Source organism: Synechococcus sp. BO 8801, from assembly GCF_002252675.1.
Lineage (GTDB): Bacteria > Cyanobacteriota > Cyanobacteriia > PCC-6307 > Cyanobiaceae > Cyanobium.
In genome coordinates, this window is the sequence record NZ_NQKY01000001.1 from 236,831 (window position 1) to 251,898 (window position 15,068).

The 15,068-nt window shown below is 70.0% G+C and carries 14 protein-coding genes; 2 read left to right on the forward strand and 12 right to left on the reverse strand.

The features are described from left to right. Nucleotides 1–33: 33 nt before the first annotated feature. From CJZ86_RS01175 to CJZ86_RS01200, 6 genes are all read right to left on the reverse strand, one after another. Nucleotides 34–1,131, reverse strand: a complete 1,098-nt coding sequence (locus CJZ86_RS01175) for a GGDEF domain-containing protein (protein WP_233133763.1) — start codon at nt 1,129–1,131, stop codon at nt 34–36. Nucleotides 1,132–1,370: 239 nt separating this feature from the next. Continuing rightward, a complete protein-coding gene (locus CJZ86_RS01180; protein WP_158219476.1) occupies nt 1,371–2,777 on the reverse strand; it encodes a chloride channel protein in 1,407 nt (468 codons plus the stop codon). Next, nucleotides 2,774–4,561, reverse strand: a complete 1,788-nt coding sequence (locus CJZ86_RS01185) for a TolC family protein (protein WP_094584126.1) — start codon at nt 4,559–4,561, stop codon at nt 2,774–2,776. The genes CJZ86_RS01180 and CJZ86_RS01185 overlap by 4 nt, the downstream gene beginning before the upstream one ends. Before the next feature lie 15 nt (nt 4,562–4,576). Continuing rightward, nucleotides 4,577–5,923 (reverse strand): carbohydrate porin, encoded by a 1,347-nt coding sequence (locus CJZ86_RS17470; RefSeq protein ID WP_094584127.1) that lies wholly within the window; start codon nt 5,921–5,923, stop codon nt 4,577–4,579. A 4-nt stretch (nt 5,924–5,927) separates the two neighbouring features. After that, nucleotides 5,928–7,010 carry an FUSC family protein gene (locus CJZ86_RS01195; protein ID WP_094584128.1) on the reverse strand — a complete coding sequence of 361 codons (1,083 nt, stop codon included), beginning with the start codon at nt 7,008–7,010 and terminating at the stop codon, nt 5,928–5,930. After that, on the reverse strand, nt 7,004–7,969 hold the full coding sequence (locus CJZ86_RS01200; RefSeq protein ID WP_094584129.1) for an FUSC family protein: 966 nt from the start codon (nt 7,967–7,969) through the stop codon (nt 7,004–7,006). Before CJZ86_RS01200 ends, CJZ86_RS01195 begins: the two co-directional genes overlap by 7 nt. A gap of 104 nt (nt 7,970–8,073) precedes the next feature. On the opposite strand from CJZ86_RS01200, the gene CJZ86_RS01205 reads away from it, so the two are divergent. Then, entirely contained in the window at nt 8,074–8,577 is a 504-nt protein-coding gene (locus tag CJZ86_RS01205; protein ID WP_094584130.1) for an MgtC/SapB family protein, read from the forward strand. Here the strand turns inward: CJZ86_RS01205 and CJZ86_RS01210 are convergent. The 3 genes from CJZ86_RS01210 to rbp all read right to left on the reverse strand — a co-directional run bounded on the left by CJZ86_RS01210 (nt 8,546) and on the right by rbp (nt 11,713). Further along, nucleotides 8,546–9,424 carry an LCP family protein gene (locus CJZ86_RS01210; RefSeq protein WP_094584131.1) on the reverse strand — a complete coding sequence of 293 codons (879 nt, stop codon included), beginning with the start codon at nt 9,422–9,424 and terminating at the stop codon, nt 8,546–8,548. The two genes, CJZ86_RS01205 and CJZ86_RS01210, sit on opposite strands and share 32 nt — an antisense overlap. 115 nt (nt 9,425–9,539) lie before the next feature. Continuing rightward, entirely contained in the window at nt 9,540–11,369 is a 1,830-nt protein-coding gene (locus tag CJZ86_RS01215) for an ABC transporter ATP-binding protein (protein WP_094584132.1), read from the reverse strand. Next, nucleotides 11,366–11,713 (reverse strand): RNA-binding regulator, encoded by a 348-nt coding sequence (gene rbp, locus CJZ86_RS01220; RefSeq protein ID WP_094584133.1) that lies wholly within the window; start codon nt 11,711–11,713, stop codon nt 11,366–11,368. Before rbp ends, CJZ86_RS01215 begins: the two co-directional genes overlap by 4 nt. Nucleotides 11,714–11,998: 285 nt before the next feature. Here rbp and CJZ86_RS01225 point away from each other — a divergent pair, with 285 nt between their 5' ends. Further along, a complete protein-coding gene (locus CJZ86_RS01225; RefSeq protein ID WP_094584134.1) occupies nt 11,999–12,202 on the forward strand; it encodes a DUF8633 family putative protein in 204 nt (67 codons plus the stop codon). Nucleotides 12,203–12,229: 27 nt separating this feature from the next. Here the strand turns inward: CJZ86_RS01225 and CJZ86_RS01230 are convergent, their stop codons facing one another. From CJZ86_RS01230 to CJZ86_RS01240, 3 genes are all read right to left on the reverse strand, one after another. Continuing rightward, nucleotides 12,230–12,535, reverse strand: a complete 306-nt coding sequence (locus CJZ86_RS01230) for a hypothetical protein (protein WP_094584135.1) — start codon at nt 12,533–12,535, stop codon at nt 12,230–12,232. A gap of 59 nt (nt 12,536–12,594) precedes the next feature. Continuing rightward, nucleotides 12,595–14,553: a DEAD/DEAH box helicase gene (locus CJZ86_RS01235; RefSeq protein ID WP_094584136.1), complete on the reverse strand. Its 1,959-nt coding sequence runs from the start codon at nt 14,551–14,553 to the stop codon at nt 12,595–12,597. A 92-nt stretch (nt 14,554–14,645) separates the two neighbouring features. Continuing rightward, a complete protein-coding gene (locus tag CJZ86_RS01240; protein WP_094584137.1) occupies nt 14,646–15,008 on the reverse strand; it encodes a phosphomannose isomerase type II C-terminal cupin domain in 363 nt (120 codons plus the stop codon). Between the last annotated feature and the right edge of the window lie 60 nt (nt 15,009–15,068).

Here is a 15,068-nt window from a genome sequence, read left to right on the forward strand (position 1 = left end):
CCATCCAATCGGTTACTGCCCCGGACGGGAGGATCAGCCGGTACGTTCCTGAAGTTTGCTGTTGAAACCGGCCAAGGCGCGGTCGGCCTCTGAGACTACGGGGTCGGTTGGTTCGCGATCGTCCAGGTAGTGGTTTCGCAGCTTCTTGATCTCCTCCATCAAGGCCTCTCCATCGGCCAGCAGCTCGACAATCGTTTCATGCCGCTCCGGCTGATAGGCCGTGATACCGAAAGAGAACGCGATGGGATACCCATTGTTCGTCAGTCCGTGGGCCTGGCTGAGGGCCTTCTTGATGCGATCGACAACGATCTCTGCCTGTTCCCGGGTCGCGTTGATCAGCAGGACCACAAACTCATCACCCCCCATTCTGGCCACCACATCGGAGTCTCGGCAGACATCCTTGATCCGATCTGCCAGGTTGATTAGCACGTCATCGCCCGCTTGACGCCCATGGAGCTGATTGAAGCTCTGGAAATCGTCCAGGTCGAGATAGAGAAGCGAAACAGGCGTTGCCTGGCGCGTGCAGAGTTGCAGACTCTGCTGGGCGAGGGCAAGGAAGCCGCGGCGGTTCTCAAGGCCGGTGAGCTGATCCCTGATGGCAAGAAGCGTGGAGGCGATCTCCTGTTCCACCACTTTCGCCAGATCCTTCAGGATCTCGATCTGATCCTCATCAAGGGTTCGGGGCACCTGATCGACGATGCAGAGCGTTCCGATCTTGCGATTGTCCACCGTCAGAGGACAGCCGGCATAGAAGCGGACATGGGGCTCGCCCAGGACCAGAGGATTGTCGTGGAAGCGTTCATCTCCAAGGGCATCGGGGACGATGAACGCGTCGGAACCGAGGATCGCATGGCCGCAGAAGGAAACGGTTCTGGGGGTTTCTGAAACTTCGAAACCCACACAGGATTTGAACCATTGCCGGCTTTCATCCAACAGGCTGACCATTGAGATCGGCACCTTGAAGATGCGCCTGGCCATCCGGGTGAGACGGTCGAAATGGGGGTCGTCCTGCGCCGAGTCCAGCAGGCGGAGCGACCGGAGCTTGGCGAGACGAAGGCGTTCGTCGTCTGGGGTCTCGGGTGGTTTCAAACGATCCCTCTCTGGGTCATGACGGGTCGACAGGACAAGCATCGGAACGAGCAAGTGATGGGTGAACTCCCGATTTCAGGGAGCCGTGGTGGACACCGCCATCCTGAGTAGGGGATTCCATCCGTTGCGGGAATCAATCCGTTAGGGGCTGGGATTGCCGATTGTTAACCGTGAGTATTCATAGGACAGATTAGCGTGATTTTCCTGTCCCTTCCGGCCGTTGTTCCTTAGCGCCGACTTCAGCGCTGCTGTCATTGAAGGAAAGGATGGACGGCAAGCTTTCAGTCGTCTTTCAGTTTCCTTGCGCCGCTGGCTGCGTGGGCCTCCAGCCAGCGTTCCAGCTGTACTTCGTTCCAGGTGTCCTCGCTGACCCAGCGACCGATCGGCGCCGCCAGGGCGGCCACCAGCAACAAGAGGGGTACCAGGGCGACCGTACCGGCGATCTGGGCCACGAACAGCGCGCAGAACAGAGGCGTGCGGCAGGCGCCGCTGAACAGGGCTGTCGCTGCGGTCCATACCAGCAGCTGACGTTCCAGGGGCGGCAGGTCCCCGATCAGGGGCCCGGCCAGCAGCGCCCCCAGTGACATCGCGTCGTGCATCACACCCCCAGGGGCGCCGATGGCGATGCTCAGTACCGAGGCGAGCAGCCTCCAGGGGAGGATCTCCAGCCCCGGGCGATCCTCCCCGTAGGCCATGCGCAGGATCAGCAGCTGTCCGTCGTTGAGGCTCCACCCTTCGCTGGCGACCGCCGCCAGGCTGATCACCAGGGCGGCCACCAGAGCGCCCATCAGCGGCCTGGAGACGGCCGCCCTCCGCGCCTCTGCAGGCGTTGAGAGCCACTGGCCCCAGCGCTTGGCCATCCAGGCGGTGGCGGCGCTGAAGACTCCCCCCAGCCATCCCGCCCCGAAGGTGAGCAGCAGGGCCGGTGCGATCAGGTGGGGGCCACCGCCCACCAGCAGACTGATGCCGGCGTGGTGGGCCGGGGCCGCTTCGGCCGTGCTCTGCCACAGGCCCGTCGCAGCTCCGACCACGACCCCCAGCCCCGTGGTCAGCAGGGTGCCGTTGATCAGCGCCGCCGAGCGCCGCCTGCAGAGCTCCTCGACGGCATAGGTGACTCCCAGCAGGACGGAGTTGAAGGCGATGCCCAGGCCGGCCCCGGCGCCGGTCGCCAGCAGCACCGGCAGCGGCAGACGCTTCAGGGGGCCCACCTTCTCCCGCAGCGCCAGCAGCAGGCTCGCCCCCAGGGAGGCGGAGGGGGACTCCAGCCCCACCGTCAGGCCGGCGCCGTGGGTGAGCAGCAACAGCGGCAGCCGGGCCAGCTGGCGCCTGAGATCCAGGGAGGCGAGGGCTGCGCTGCGGGCGGGGCCCTGCTGCACCTGCTCCAGCTGCAGGGCCAGCACCCCGGTGAGCCCGCCCCCCCGGCCGCCCTTCAGGGGGCCGTTCGCCAGCAGGGTCAGCAGCACCGTGCCGGCGAACACCAGCAGCAGGCTGCCGCCGGGGATGCCCCCATCCCCGCCCAGGGGCCAGGCCTGCTGGAGGCGGAAGCCGAGGGCCGAGAGCCACTGGTAGGGCTGCAGCAGCAGCAGCAGCGGCAGCGACACCAGCAGCAGGGCAACCACCTGGCCCAGGCGCAGACTGCCGTCACGACGGGCATCGGCGGCATCGATCGCTTCCGCTGGAATCGTCATGGGGTCCATTCGAGGCGCGCCGGAACCGCCGCATCGGGGTCCGTCGGCATGGGCAGCAGTTCGCGCAGCAGCTGGGCGTAGGTGATGTTCACGTTCACGGTGGCCTCCAGCCGCTGGACCAGACTGGCGATCAGCCGTTCCTGGGTGTTGGAGAGATCCAGCTCGCTGCTCAGCCCCGCCTGGTAGCGCAGGCGGGCGTCCCGGAAGGCCTCCAGGCTCGCCGCCACGCCTCGCCTGGCGGCCACCAGCCGCGCCAGGCTGGCCTCGTGGCCCAGGAAGGCCTGCTCGATCCGCAGCCGGATGTCGTTGCGCTGGGCGGCGTACTGCTGGGCCACCGCCGCACCCCGTCGGGCCAGGGCCCGGGCCTGGCCCCGGGTGGTGCCGGCGTCGAACAGCAGCCAGCTCACCGCCAGGCCCACCGACCAGTCGGTGCCGTAGGTGTTGAGGGAGGTGGCCACCGTGGTGCCGCAGCAGCCTCCGTCGGCGATGCGCACGTTCCAGTTGTTGGCGTTGCTGGCCCCGGCCCCGGCGCTGGCGAACAGCGACAGCTTCGGCAGCAGCTCGGCAGCGACCGCATCCTTCTGGCGCAGCAGCGCCTCGCGGGTGGCCAGCAGGGCTTCCAGTTCCGGGTTGTCCCGGAAGGAGGCCAGCAGGCTGGCCTCCAGGTCGAGGGGCCAGCGCGGCTGCAGGCGGATCGGGTCGCTGGCGGTGGGGGTCAGCTGGGGCGGCAGGTTGAGCAGGGCCGCCAGCCGCCGGCGGGCGACCGCCCGTTCCGCCAGGGCCGCGATCAGCTGCTCCTGGCCGTCCGCTTCGATCGCCTGCCGCCGCAGCACGTCGAGCCTGGGCACCAGCCCGGCCTGCTTGAGATCCAGGCTGTCCTGCAGGATCAGCAGGTCGTTGCGCACGACGGCCTCGCGGATGCGCACCAGCTGGTCGGCCCGCTGCAGCTGGTAATAGCTCTCGCTCAGGGCCAGTTGCAGCCGCCGCAGGGCATCGGCGTAGTCCAGACGGCTGCCGCGCAGTCGCGCCAGGGCGGCCCGCGCCTTCGGTGTGCGGGCCAGATCCAGGAGTTCGTAGCGCAGCTCAAGGCCGCCGCTCACCCCGTTGGCGTTGTTGTTGAGGGAGCCCCTGCCGCCGGGGGGGATGAAGAAGGGGTTGCTGGGGGCGAACAGGCTCCCGGTGCCGGTGGGGGAGAAGAAGCTGGTGCTCGCCTGGTCGGTGCCGCCGGCGGCGTAGGCGGAGATCCGGGGCCAGTAGGTGCCCATCTGGCTCTGCAGCTCGGCCAGGGCTGCCGCCACCGCTTCGCGGCGGGCCTGCAGGCCCGGACTGTTGGCGAAGCCGATCGCCAGCGACTGCTCCAGGCTCAGGGCCTGAAGCTGGCCCGGACGGAGATCGCCGGCCTCCGGCAGCGCCAGGGGCGGCAGGGGAACGCTGTCCTGCGGTGGCCCGGGAACCGCGCTGGCTTCCGCCGGCCCCAGCAGCGCCCCCGGCAGCGCCGGCCTGGCGGACCCGTCACCGTGGTGGGGTGCCGCCTCGGCGGGCAGCAGCTCCTCAAGGGCACGGATCTGGCGATCGAGCTCGTTCCAGCGGCGCTCGAGACGTCGCACGTCGCCGGCGCTGGCCGCCGGCAGGGGTTGGCCCGCGACGGGCCCCGTTCCAAGGCCGAGACCGAGCACCATCCCGGGCACCATCCCCGCGAGGATCCCCCTGGCCAGGGGCCGCCCCGTTCCGCTGCCCCCCATGGCCTCCCGCTCCCCCCATCCGGCGCCCAGTTTGCTCGACATCGGCCTCCCCGGCTCCTAGAAGCTGAAACCCAGCTGCAGGCCCGCCGCGAACAGGCCCGGCACGCGGCCGGCACCACCGGGATTGAGGATCCACTGGAGGCTGGGCTGCAGGTTGAAGGACTGGTTGAAACGGATCTGATACCCCAGCTCCACCACGCCTTCGTGGCTCAGGCCGGGTTGGGTGATCGGACTGAAGCCGGTGCGGGCGACGCCAAGGATCAGCAGGTCAAGGGGACGGCCGGGCAGCACCCCCTGGCTCACCAGACCGCCGCCGATGTAGCTGGGCGTGGGATTGGCGGCGGTGTCGAAGCCCGCGGCGGTGGCGGCCCAGAGCCGGTGGTCGAGGCCCCAGGGCAGGGCCACGGGCACGGTGGCGCTGCCGTAAAGGCCTCGGTTCGGCCCGGTCCCGGCATAGGCCGCCAGCTGCAGCAGTCCTCCGGGAAGCTGGCGCTCCACCTGGACCGGCTGGGGGCAGGTTCGGCCCTGGACCCTGATGCCGTTGCCCTCGCGGCAGGCGGCGATCGGGGCCCCCAGCCGGCGGTTGAGCCATGGGGCCGCGTAGCTCCACTGCAGCTGGTGGGTCCAGCCCCGGCCGGGGGGAAGGCCGCTGGCGGTTCCCAGGAGCCTGGCGACCTCGTCGGTGGCGGCCAGGTTGAAGCTGGCCAGCCGCAGGGTGGTGGCCGGGGTCGGCCGCAGCACCAGCAGGGCGCCCGGCGCCGCCACGGGAAAGACGGGGAAGTTCGGAATCGTGAACACCACCGGCGCCCCGTTGAGGGCGTCGTGGACGTAGAAGCCCTCGATCGGGGTGCTGAACAGGTCCGGGGCCATGCCCACCAGCCCCGCCTCCAGGCTCCAGCGACCGTCGTCGGAGCGGCGCTCCAGGCTGGCGCGGGTGGGCCAGAACCCCACCGGGTTGGCCACCTCCTGCAGGGGCAGCGCCGCCCCCAGCCTCTCGGCATAGGTGGGGTCGCCGTTGTAGGCGGCGATGGCCAGATGCATCGCCCATCGCTTCCATTCCCCTGCCGCCGCGTCGCCGGCGGGGGCTCGCAGGGTGAGGGCCAGGGTCGTCTGCTGGATCCAGTTCGCCTGCCTCACCAGACCGCCGACGGGATTGGCCATCGGTTCGGCCAGGATCTCCAGATCCAGATCGACCCAGGCCGGCAGACCCAGGGTCTGCTGGAGGGTGCCCCAGCCCGGCTCGAGCCGGACCAGGGGCGGCTCCGGTGGCGGTGGCTCAGCCTCGGGCTCGGGGGCGAGTGGCTGGGCGTTGCCGGATCCGGCAGCGGCCAGCAGCAGCAGCGCCTGCGCCAGCGCCCGGCGGCACCCGGGGGCCTGCGGTGGGGACGGGGGCGCTGCAGCCATGGCGTCAGCCGCTGGCCTCCCCCAGGGCCCGCCAGCTGTGCTCCGCCTGCTCGATGCTGCGCAGGGCCTGGCCGCAGAGCATCAGCCGGCTGGCATTGCGCTGCAGCAGGGGCAGATCGAAACGGTCCAGGTCCGGATCGTGGAGCGAGCGCTCCAGGTCCCGCCAGCGGGCCGGAGGTGTCATGGCCTTGGCGGGTGGCGCTGGCCGATGGCGGTGGGGCACCTCGAGGCAGTGGCGCCACTGCTCCAAGCGCCCGGCCACGGAGCGCAGCAGTTCGGCCTGGGCGCCGTGGAGTCCCTCCAGGGGGCCCCGATCCGCAGGGGTGTGCTCGAGCAGCCGCAGTCCGTCGACCACGCCGACCAGCTGGGAGCCGGCCCCGTTGAGGAGCTGGAACAGCCGGAACGTGGCATGGCTGGTGGGGTTGTTGCCGAGCTCATCGGCCACCGCCGGCATGGCCTGGCGCAGCGCCACCAGCTGGCGCCGCAGCCCCTGGGCCGTCTCCAGCTCAAGCTGCCGGGCGGCCACCAGGGCCCCTGGCGGCGCCGGGACGGCCGGGGCCTCGAGGCGGTCGGCCTGGGCGATCAGGGCCCCGCCGAGCTCGGCCAGGAAGCGCCGCAGCCGCTGCCGGTTGCCCTCCACCGCCAGGTCGGGCCAGAAAAGCCGCAGGCACAGCAGGGCCACCAGGATGCCGGCCGCGGTCCAGAACAGCCGCACCGGGACCCACATCCCCAGTTCACCGTCGTGGACCAGCCAGCCCATCACGATGATGTTGCTGCCCACCTTGTACCCCACCTCCAGGCCCAGCGCCCCCCCCAGCAGCCGCATCGCCACCAGGGACAGGCTCAGCCCCAGGGGCAGGGGCAGGTGACTGAGGCCGGTGAAGGAGACCACCAGCACCACCCCCCCCACCAGCGACCCCAGCAGCCGCTGGCGGCCCAGGCCGATGGAACCCCCGTAGGTGCCGGTGCAGACCACCAGCACGGCCATCGGCGCGTAGAAGCCGTAGGCCAAGGGGGCCAGGGACCCCAGCCCGTTCATCAGCCCGGCTGTCAGGGCCAGACGCAGCTCGGAGCGGCGGATCAGCATCGGGCCACCAGGCTCAGGGTGCGCAGGCTGGCCAGCAGCGGATGCTGCTCCTCGGCCAGGGCCAGCAGCGGCAGCAGCGGCAGGGAGCGGCGCCGGGCCAGGGTCTGCCAGGGCCCGGGGTCCGGGGCCAGGACCGGAAGGGTCTCCCCCCGAAGCAGGGCGGTCATGCGTGCCATGCCGGCCTGCAGGGGATCGCCGGGCTCCGCGTCCTGGCCCAGCCGGTCGGGGAGGCCCCCCAGCAGGCGCTCCCACTGCACCCAGTGGTGCTGGACCGCGCCCCACAGCTGCAGCCGCTGCGACCAGTGCTGCCGCTGCAGGCGCAGGCCGTGGGGGCCCCGTCGCTCCTGGGCGAGCAGCTGCTCCATCGCCACCAGGTCGTGGCTGAGCCTGGCCGGGGGCAGGGGCTGGGGCCGCTCGCCACGGCCCTCGAGCCAGCTCCGCTGCTGCTCCAGCTGGGCGGCATAGCCCTGGCGCAGCCCGGCCTCCAGACGCATCAGCCGGTCGCATCCCCGCCGGGGCCAGAAGAGCAGGCCCACGACGATGGCGATCACGCAGCCGACGGCCGTGTCCAGGGTGCGGTTGAACACGTAGTCCCAGTTCAGGGCCACATGGCTGGGGATCATCAGGAACATCAGGCTGACCAGCGTCGCGGTCCCGGCGGCCGACTGCCAGCCCAGCCAGCGCAGCAGGGGCAGCATCAGCAGCAGCGACACCAGCACCCCCGGCCAGCCGGACAGCACGGTGTGGACCAGGAAGGTGACCAGCCCGCCGGTGATGGTGCCGAAAACCCGCACCCTGGCGGCCTGGAGGCTGAGGTCGTCCCCGTCCTCCATGACGGTGACCACGGCCAGCATCGGGTACCAGACGTAGGCGATCCGCTCGAACCAGAGCGACAGGGCGGCGGTGAGGAAGGCGGCCACCCCGAGCCTCAGGCTGTTGCGAAGCAGGGCGGACCGCACGGACCTCGTGGCGCTGGGCTGGCAGGAGCCTATGGAGGCCCATGGTCCATGGCCGTTGGCCGATGCGCCATGGTTGAACACCCCCCACCGTGCCTCGGACAGCCATGGTCCTCTCGCTGAGCCCGGATCTGGAGGCCCTGCTGCGGCTGGGGATGGCGGTGCTCTGTGGATTGGCGGTGGGTCTCAACCGGGCCCACCACGGCAGCCGCGCCCACCCCAACCGACTGCGGGTTCATGTGCTGGTGGGGATGAGTGCCTGCCTGATGGTCCTGGCGGCCGGGCCCGATGCCCAGGCCCGCAGCCGCGTGATCCAGGGGGTGGCGGCGGGCATCGGCTTTCTGGGGGCCGGCGAGATCCTGGTGCCTCCGGTGCGCTCGAAGCACGGCGTTCCGGAGGTGCGGGGCCTGAGCAGTGCCGCCTCGATCTGGTTCACGGCGGCCCTGGGGGTCACGGTGGCCGTCTCCAGCCCGGTGCCGGTGCTGATGGCCCTCGGCCTGGCCCTGATCACCCTCTCCGACCGTGACGGCCACCCGCCCGACGGGGGCAGCGACGAAGCTCCGCCTCCGGCGGAAGAGGTCAGAAAAGGAAACGGTGGCGGCCGTTCGTAGCGTTGGCCTGGCCCTCGTTGCCGGCCTCCAGGGGGTCGTTCTCCGGAGCCGGCCAGACGGCGTCCCAGTAGCTGATGCCGTCCTTGTAGAAGGGGCGGCCGTCCAGCCGCTCGGTGTCGAGCTGGGTGCTGCCCATGGCCGTGATCAGGCCCCCGAGCTCCATGGGTCCGAGGTCGGTCTTGAGGTCCTTGCGGGCGGCCATCATCAGGGCCGGCAGCCGCACGAGGTACTCGGGCCGGGTGAGTTTGCGGAACAGGGACTTCAGGGCCAGCTGCTGGCGGTCCATGCGCCCCAGGTCGCCGGTCTCGTCGTGGCGGAAGCGAAGGAAACCCTCCAGATCCTTGCCGCGCAGGGTCTGCACCCCGGGTTGCAGATCGATGGACAGCCCCTGGCTGCGGTCGACGTAGAGCATCCGCTTGGGAACGTCCACCTCGATGCCCCCGAGCACATCGGCCATCTGGCGGATCGAGGAGAGGTTGACGACCAGGTGGTGCTGGATGGGGCGGCCGAGGCGCTGGGAGATCTCCCGCTTCACCGCCTCGATGCCGCCCAGGCTGTAGAGGGCGTTGATCTTGACCGGGCCGAAACTCTCGGCCTCGATGTAGGTGTCGCGGGGGATCTGGGTGATGCTGGTGCGCTTGCCGTCGATGCGCAGGGTGGCGATCACATCGGTGTTGCCGCCGCCCACGTCGGTGCCCAGAATCAGGACGTCCTGACCGTCCATGCCGCCGCTCCAGGCGGCGAAGGGATTGGTCAGCGCCGGGTTGCCCCCGGCGGTGGCCCGGGCCGAGATCAGCTGGGCCAGGGGTCCGGCCAGCAGCAGGCCCGCCCCCAGGCCGCAGACCATGGCCAGAACCACGGGGGTGCGCCGGCGGGACGCCCTTGGCTTGGCTGCCGTCCTGGCCTTGGCCTCGGTGCTGGGTTGAGAAATCTTCATTGAATCCACGCTAAGCCCAGTGGGCTCAGCGCAGGGCCTCCTCCGGCCTCAGCCCCGTCTGCACCCGCCAGAGGGCCGCGTAGGCGCCGTTTCTGGCCAGCAGCTCGTCGTGCCCGCCGCTCTCGACGATGCGCCCCTGTTCCATCACCACGATGCGGTCGGCGTGGCGCACCGTGCTCAGCCTGTGGGCGATCACCAGGGTGGTGCGGGAGGCCGTGATCCGATCGAGGGAGCGCTGGATCGCCGCCTCGGTTTCATTGTCGACGGCGGCGGTGGCCTCATCCAGCACCAGCACCGGGGGATCCTTGAGGATCGCCCGGGCCAGGGCGATGCGCTGGCGCTGGCCCCCGGACAGGCGCAGGCCCCGTTCCCCCACCAGGGTGTCGTACCCCTGGGGCAGGGCCTCAATGAAGCCTGCCGCCTCGGCCAGGCCGGCTGCCCGTTCGATGGCCGCGCGGGTGGCGGCGAAGGTGCCGTAGGCGATGTTCTCGGCCACGGTGCCGTGGAACAGGAACACCTCCTGACTCACCAGGCCGATGGCCCGGCGCAGGTCCTGCAGGGACAGCTGCTCGATCGCCAGGCCGTCGAGCAGGATCCGCCCGCCCTGGATGGGGTAAAGCCGCAGCAGCAGCTTGACGATCGTGCTCTTGCCGGAGCCCGTGGCCCCCACGATCCCCACGGTGGCGCCGGCGGGAACCTCCAGATCGAAGGCTTCGAGAAGCCGCTCCCGGCCGCTGTAGGCGAAGTCGACCCGCTCGAAGCGGATCTGGCCGCGGACGTCGGCGATGGGGAGCGGCAGGTTGCCGCTGGGGATGGCGACGGGGGTGTCCAGCAGGTCCATCACCCGGTGGGTGGAGGCCATGGCGCGCTGGTAGTCGTCGAGGGTGCGGCCCAGGGTGGTGAGCGGCCACAGCAGCCGCTGGGTGATGAAGACCAGGAACGAGTAGGTGCCGATGGCGATGGCGCCGCTCCAGGCCTGCAGTCCGCCGATCACGAGGATGGCGATGAAGGCGAAGAGGATCGCGAACCGGATCAGGGGGATGAAGGCGGCCGACAGCCGGATGGCGCGGCCGTTGCTGGCTCTGTAGGCCTGGCTCTGGGCGATCAGCCGCTGCTTCTCCCACGCCTCTGCGGCGTAGCTCTTGATGGTGAGCATGCCGCCGAGGTTGTTGCTGAGGGTGCTGGCCAGGTCCCCGGCCCGCTCGCGCACCTCCCGGTAACGGGGGGCCAGGCGCCGCTGGAAGCGGAGCGAGCCCCAGAGGATCACCGGGATCGGCAGGAAGGAGACGCCGGCCACCGTGGGGGAGAGGACCACCATGGCCCCGCCCACCGCCAGAACGGTGGTGATCAGCTGCAGGATGTCATTGGCGCCCTGGTCGAGGAAGCGCTCCAGCTGATTGATGTCGTCGTTGAGGACCGTGAGCAGACGCCCGCTGCTGCCGGCTTCGAAGAAGCCCATCTCCAGATGCTGGAGGTGGTCGTAGGCCTCGATGCGCAGCTCATGCTGCACCGTCTGGGCGAGGCGCCGCCAGAGCAGGGCGTAGAGGTATTCGAACAGGGACTCGGCGCTCCAGATCAGGAACGAGAGCACCGCCAGCACCCCCAGCTGGCCCGGCACGGTGGTGAAGCCGAGCCCGGCCAGCCAGGAGGTGCGCTGCTGGACCACCACATCGACCGCCAGACCGATGAGGACGGGGGGCGCGAGGTCGAAGAGCTTGTTGAGAACCGAGCAGGCGGCCGCCAGGCCGACGAGCCTGCGGTGGGGCCGCAGGCTGCGCAGCAGGCGTTTCAGCCCTGCCGCTGTCGGGGCTGGCCCCGTGGGGCCATCAACGGCCCTGGCCGCCGCCGGACTCACCAGCGATTGCCGCCGCCGCGGCCACCGCCGCCGTAACCGGCGCCACCGCCACCGCCGTAGCCGCCGCCGCCGGAGCGACCGCCGCCACCGCCGCCGCCACCCTCACGGGGGGTGGCCTTGTTGACACGAATCATGCGACCCATCCATTCGACGTCCTGGAGGTCGTCGATGGCCTTCTGCTCGGACGCATCGTCGGCGAGTTCGATGAAGGCGAAACCGCGCTTGCGGCCGGTCTCACGGTCGAGGGGCAGGCTGCACTGACGGACCTCGCCGTACTGGCCGAAGAGATCGAGAAGGTCCTCGCGTTCGGCCTGGAACGAGAGGTTGCCGACGTAGATGGTCATTCAATGAAAAAGCTGGAACGGATTCCTCCGGTGTCGGGAATCCCAGGGAAAGCAGGCGGTCGGCATGGAGCTGGAACCGGACCCAGGGTCGGGTCCGGTTCCGTTGGGCCCGAGCCGTCGATGCGTGCCGAAGGGAGCCAGAGCGGCATGGAATTCTGGGAAGCCTACAACCGTGACCCGGGCCTCCATGGCGAAGTTTGAAGCAGATGCGAAGGAAAACAAAAAAATCTCCCCACCCCCGCCGGCGACGCTCCATTGTCAGCAAACCCTGATCCAGTTGATCCCATGAAAGCCGCCCCTGTGCCCTGGAGCCTCACCTGGCGTGAGGATGGAGAGCTCGGTTCCCAGGATCTGTTCGACCTGCTGCAGGTCCTGGTGGCGAGCGAAAGTCACGAGGTGCAGATGACCCTGATCGCCGCCGTGGAGCAGCTCGCGGTGAGCGAGCTCCAGGTGACGGGCTGTGAGCAGGTCACCCGGCTCTGCGCCTGATGGCCTGCCCAGGCGCCTGATCGGGCTTCAGATCGGATAGCGCTTCGAGGTGGCGTCCCGGCAGCTGCTGCGGGCCGAGGCGATGCTGCTGCCGCTGGAGATGCGATCGGCCACGCAGTCGCAGGCGAAGCTGGCCATCCCGTCCGGGGCCTTTTTCCCGGACTGGGCCAGCTCCGTCTCGAAGGCGGAGAGGCAGATGGAGCGCACCACCTCGAGGATGGGGCCGGAGGCCGCCTCAGCCCGGCGCTCCAGCGGCCCGAAGGCCGCCAGAGCTACCACGCCGAGGATCAGCCCGGCCAGGCCCGGCAGGCGCCGGGAGCGGAGGGAAGCCAAAGGGGGCCGCTGCTGGGTAGGCATGGGGGACTGGCGTGAGGAGCGCCGCTGAGGGGATGTCAGGAGCCCAGCCGGGAGATCTGAAGTTCCTTGTTCATCACCCGCAGGCGACGCAGGTCGGCGAAGACGTCGTCGGGCATGCCCTTGGGCAGGTCGACGGTGCTGTGGGCGTCGAAGATGCGGATCTTCCCGATCGATCGTCCGGCCAGGCCGGACTCGTTGGCGATGGCGCCGACAATGTTGCCGGGCTTGACCCGATCCCGCCAGCCCACCTCGATGCGGAACCGTTCCATGTTGTCCTCGGGACCGTCCTCGCCGCGTTCCTGGTGACGGTCGTTGAAGGGGCGGCGTTCCCCGCCCCGATCCCGCTCACCCCGGTCACGGTCGCGGTCCCGGGTGGGGGCGCCGGCACGGCCCTGGCCCCAGCGCTCCTCGCCCTGCAGCAGCAGGGGTTTGCCACCCAGTCCGAGCTCCAGGGCGGCCAGGGCCAGCTGCTCGGGGGTGCAGGCCTGTTCCTGGGCCACCCGCTGCAGGATCTCGCCCAGCAGGGCCCTTTCCTCGGGATTGCAGGCGGGCTGCTGAAGGACGGTGGTGAGTTTCTGGCGCAGCCGGTCGAGGCGGTGCTGGTTGATGCTGGCGTTGCCCGGCACCTCCATCGGTTCGATGGGCTGGTTCACGGCCCGCTCCAGACCGCCGAGGAAGCGCCGCTCCCTGGGCGTGAGGAACAGGATCGCCTCACCGCTGCGCCCGGCGCGGCCGGTGCGGCCGATGCGGTGCACGTAGGCCTCCCCGTCGAAGGGGATGTCGTAGTTGATGACCAGGCCGATACGGTCGACGTCGAGGCCCCGGGCGGCCACGTCCGTGGCCACGAGCACATTGACCCGGCCATCCCGCAGACGCTCGATCGTGCGCTCCCGCTGGGTCTGGGGAACGTCGCCGTTGAGCACCGCCACGTCGTAGCCGTGCTGCTCGAGGGACTCGGCCACGGTGAGGGTGATGGCCTTGGTGCGGGCGAAGATGATCACCCCTTCGCTGCCCTCGGCTTCCAGCACCCGTTCGAGGGCCTCGAGCTTCTGGGGGCCGTTGACCACCAGGTGCCGCTGGCGGATGCGGCGACCGTCGGCGGCCTTCTGGCGGATGGTGACCTCCGCCGGGTTCTTCAGATGGTTCTGGGAGATCCTCCGGATCTCCGGGGGCATGGTGGCGGAGAACAGCACCACCTGACGCTCGGCGGGAAGCTGCTCGAGCACCCACTTGACGTCGTCGATGAAGCCCATGCGCAGCATTTCATCGGCCTCGTCCAGCACCAGGCTGCGCAGCCCGGAGAGGTCGAGGGTGCCCTGGCGCATGTGGTCCATCACCCGCCCCGGGGTGCCCACGACGATCTGGACGCCCCGGCGCAGTTGCTGGATCTGGTCGCGGAAGTCGGCGCCGCCGTAGACGGGCAGCACCTTGACGCCCTTCATGCAGGCCGCGTAGCTGTTGAAGGCCTCCGCCACCTGCATCGCCAGTTCGCGGGTGGGGGTGAGCACGAGCACCTGGGGGGTGCGCTGGCCGGGATCGAGGCGCTCCAGCAGGGGCAGGCCGAAGGCGGCCGTCTTGCCGGTGCCGGTCTGGGCCTGGCCCACCAGGTCGCGGCCGAGCATCAGTTCGGGGATGGCGGCCTTCTGGATCGGCGAGGGCTCCTCGAAGCCGATGGCCGCCAGGCCATCCAGCAGCTCGCGGCGCAGGCCGAAGGCGGCGAAGGCGCTGACAGGAGCTTCCGTTTCGGTTGCTGCCGTTTCAGCGGGGGCCGCTTCGGTCGCTGAAGTTTCAGCGGCGGCCGTTTCGGTAGCGGCGTCATCGGCAGGGATGACGACCAGGGGAAGGGCGGATTCCGGCGCTTCGGGGAAATCGATGTCGGTGGCAATCCCCAGGGAGATGGGGGACGAGACCGTTTCGGCCTCGCAGGGCTGCGCGAGGGCCGCCTGGGAATCGACAGCACCGACGAGGGTGCTGCCGTCAATGATCTGGGTCACGGGATGCGGGAGCCTGGTGAATCCTTTTCAACGCAGGCCGGCAGCGGACCGTTGGAGATGGGTGCCTTGCACCCGGGCTGCCTTGCCCTTGCTCAAAGGTTGAAATGAGACTTTACCACCCTGCCGTAATCGTCGTCGAAACGCTCGATGTCCTCCTCCCGCAGCTCCTCGCCCAGCTGCACCTCGATGATCTCCAGGTCGGTGGCTCCGGCCGACGCCCGGTGCAGGCCGCCCCGGGGGACGAACAGGGTGGCGCCGGGGCAGGCGGTGATCGAGCCGCCGTCGACTTCCATCACCCCTTCGCCCGTCACCACCACCCAGTGTTCGCTGCGCTGGCGGTGGCGCTGCAGGCTGATGCGTTGCCCCGCCGTGATCCGCAGACGCTTGACGAGGTAGCCGGGGCCGGTGGCGAGGGTCTCGAACCATCCCCAGGGCCGCTGGGTCCGTTCCGTCATCGCGTCACTCGGCAGGGATCGCAGACAGAGGCACCTTCAGTGGCGCGGAGAACGGCACGG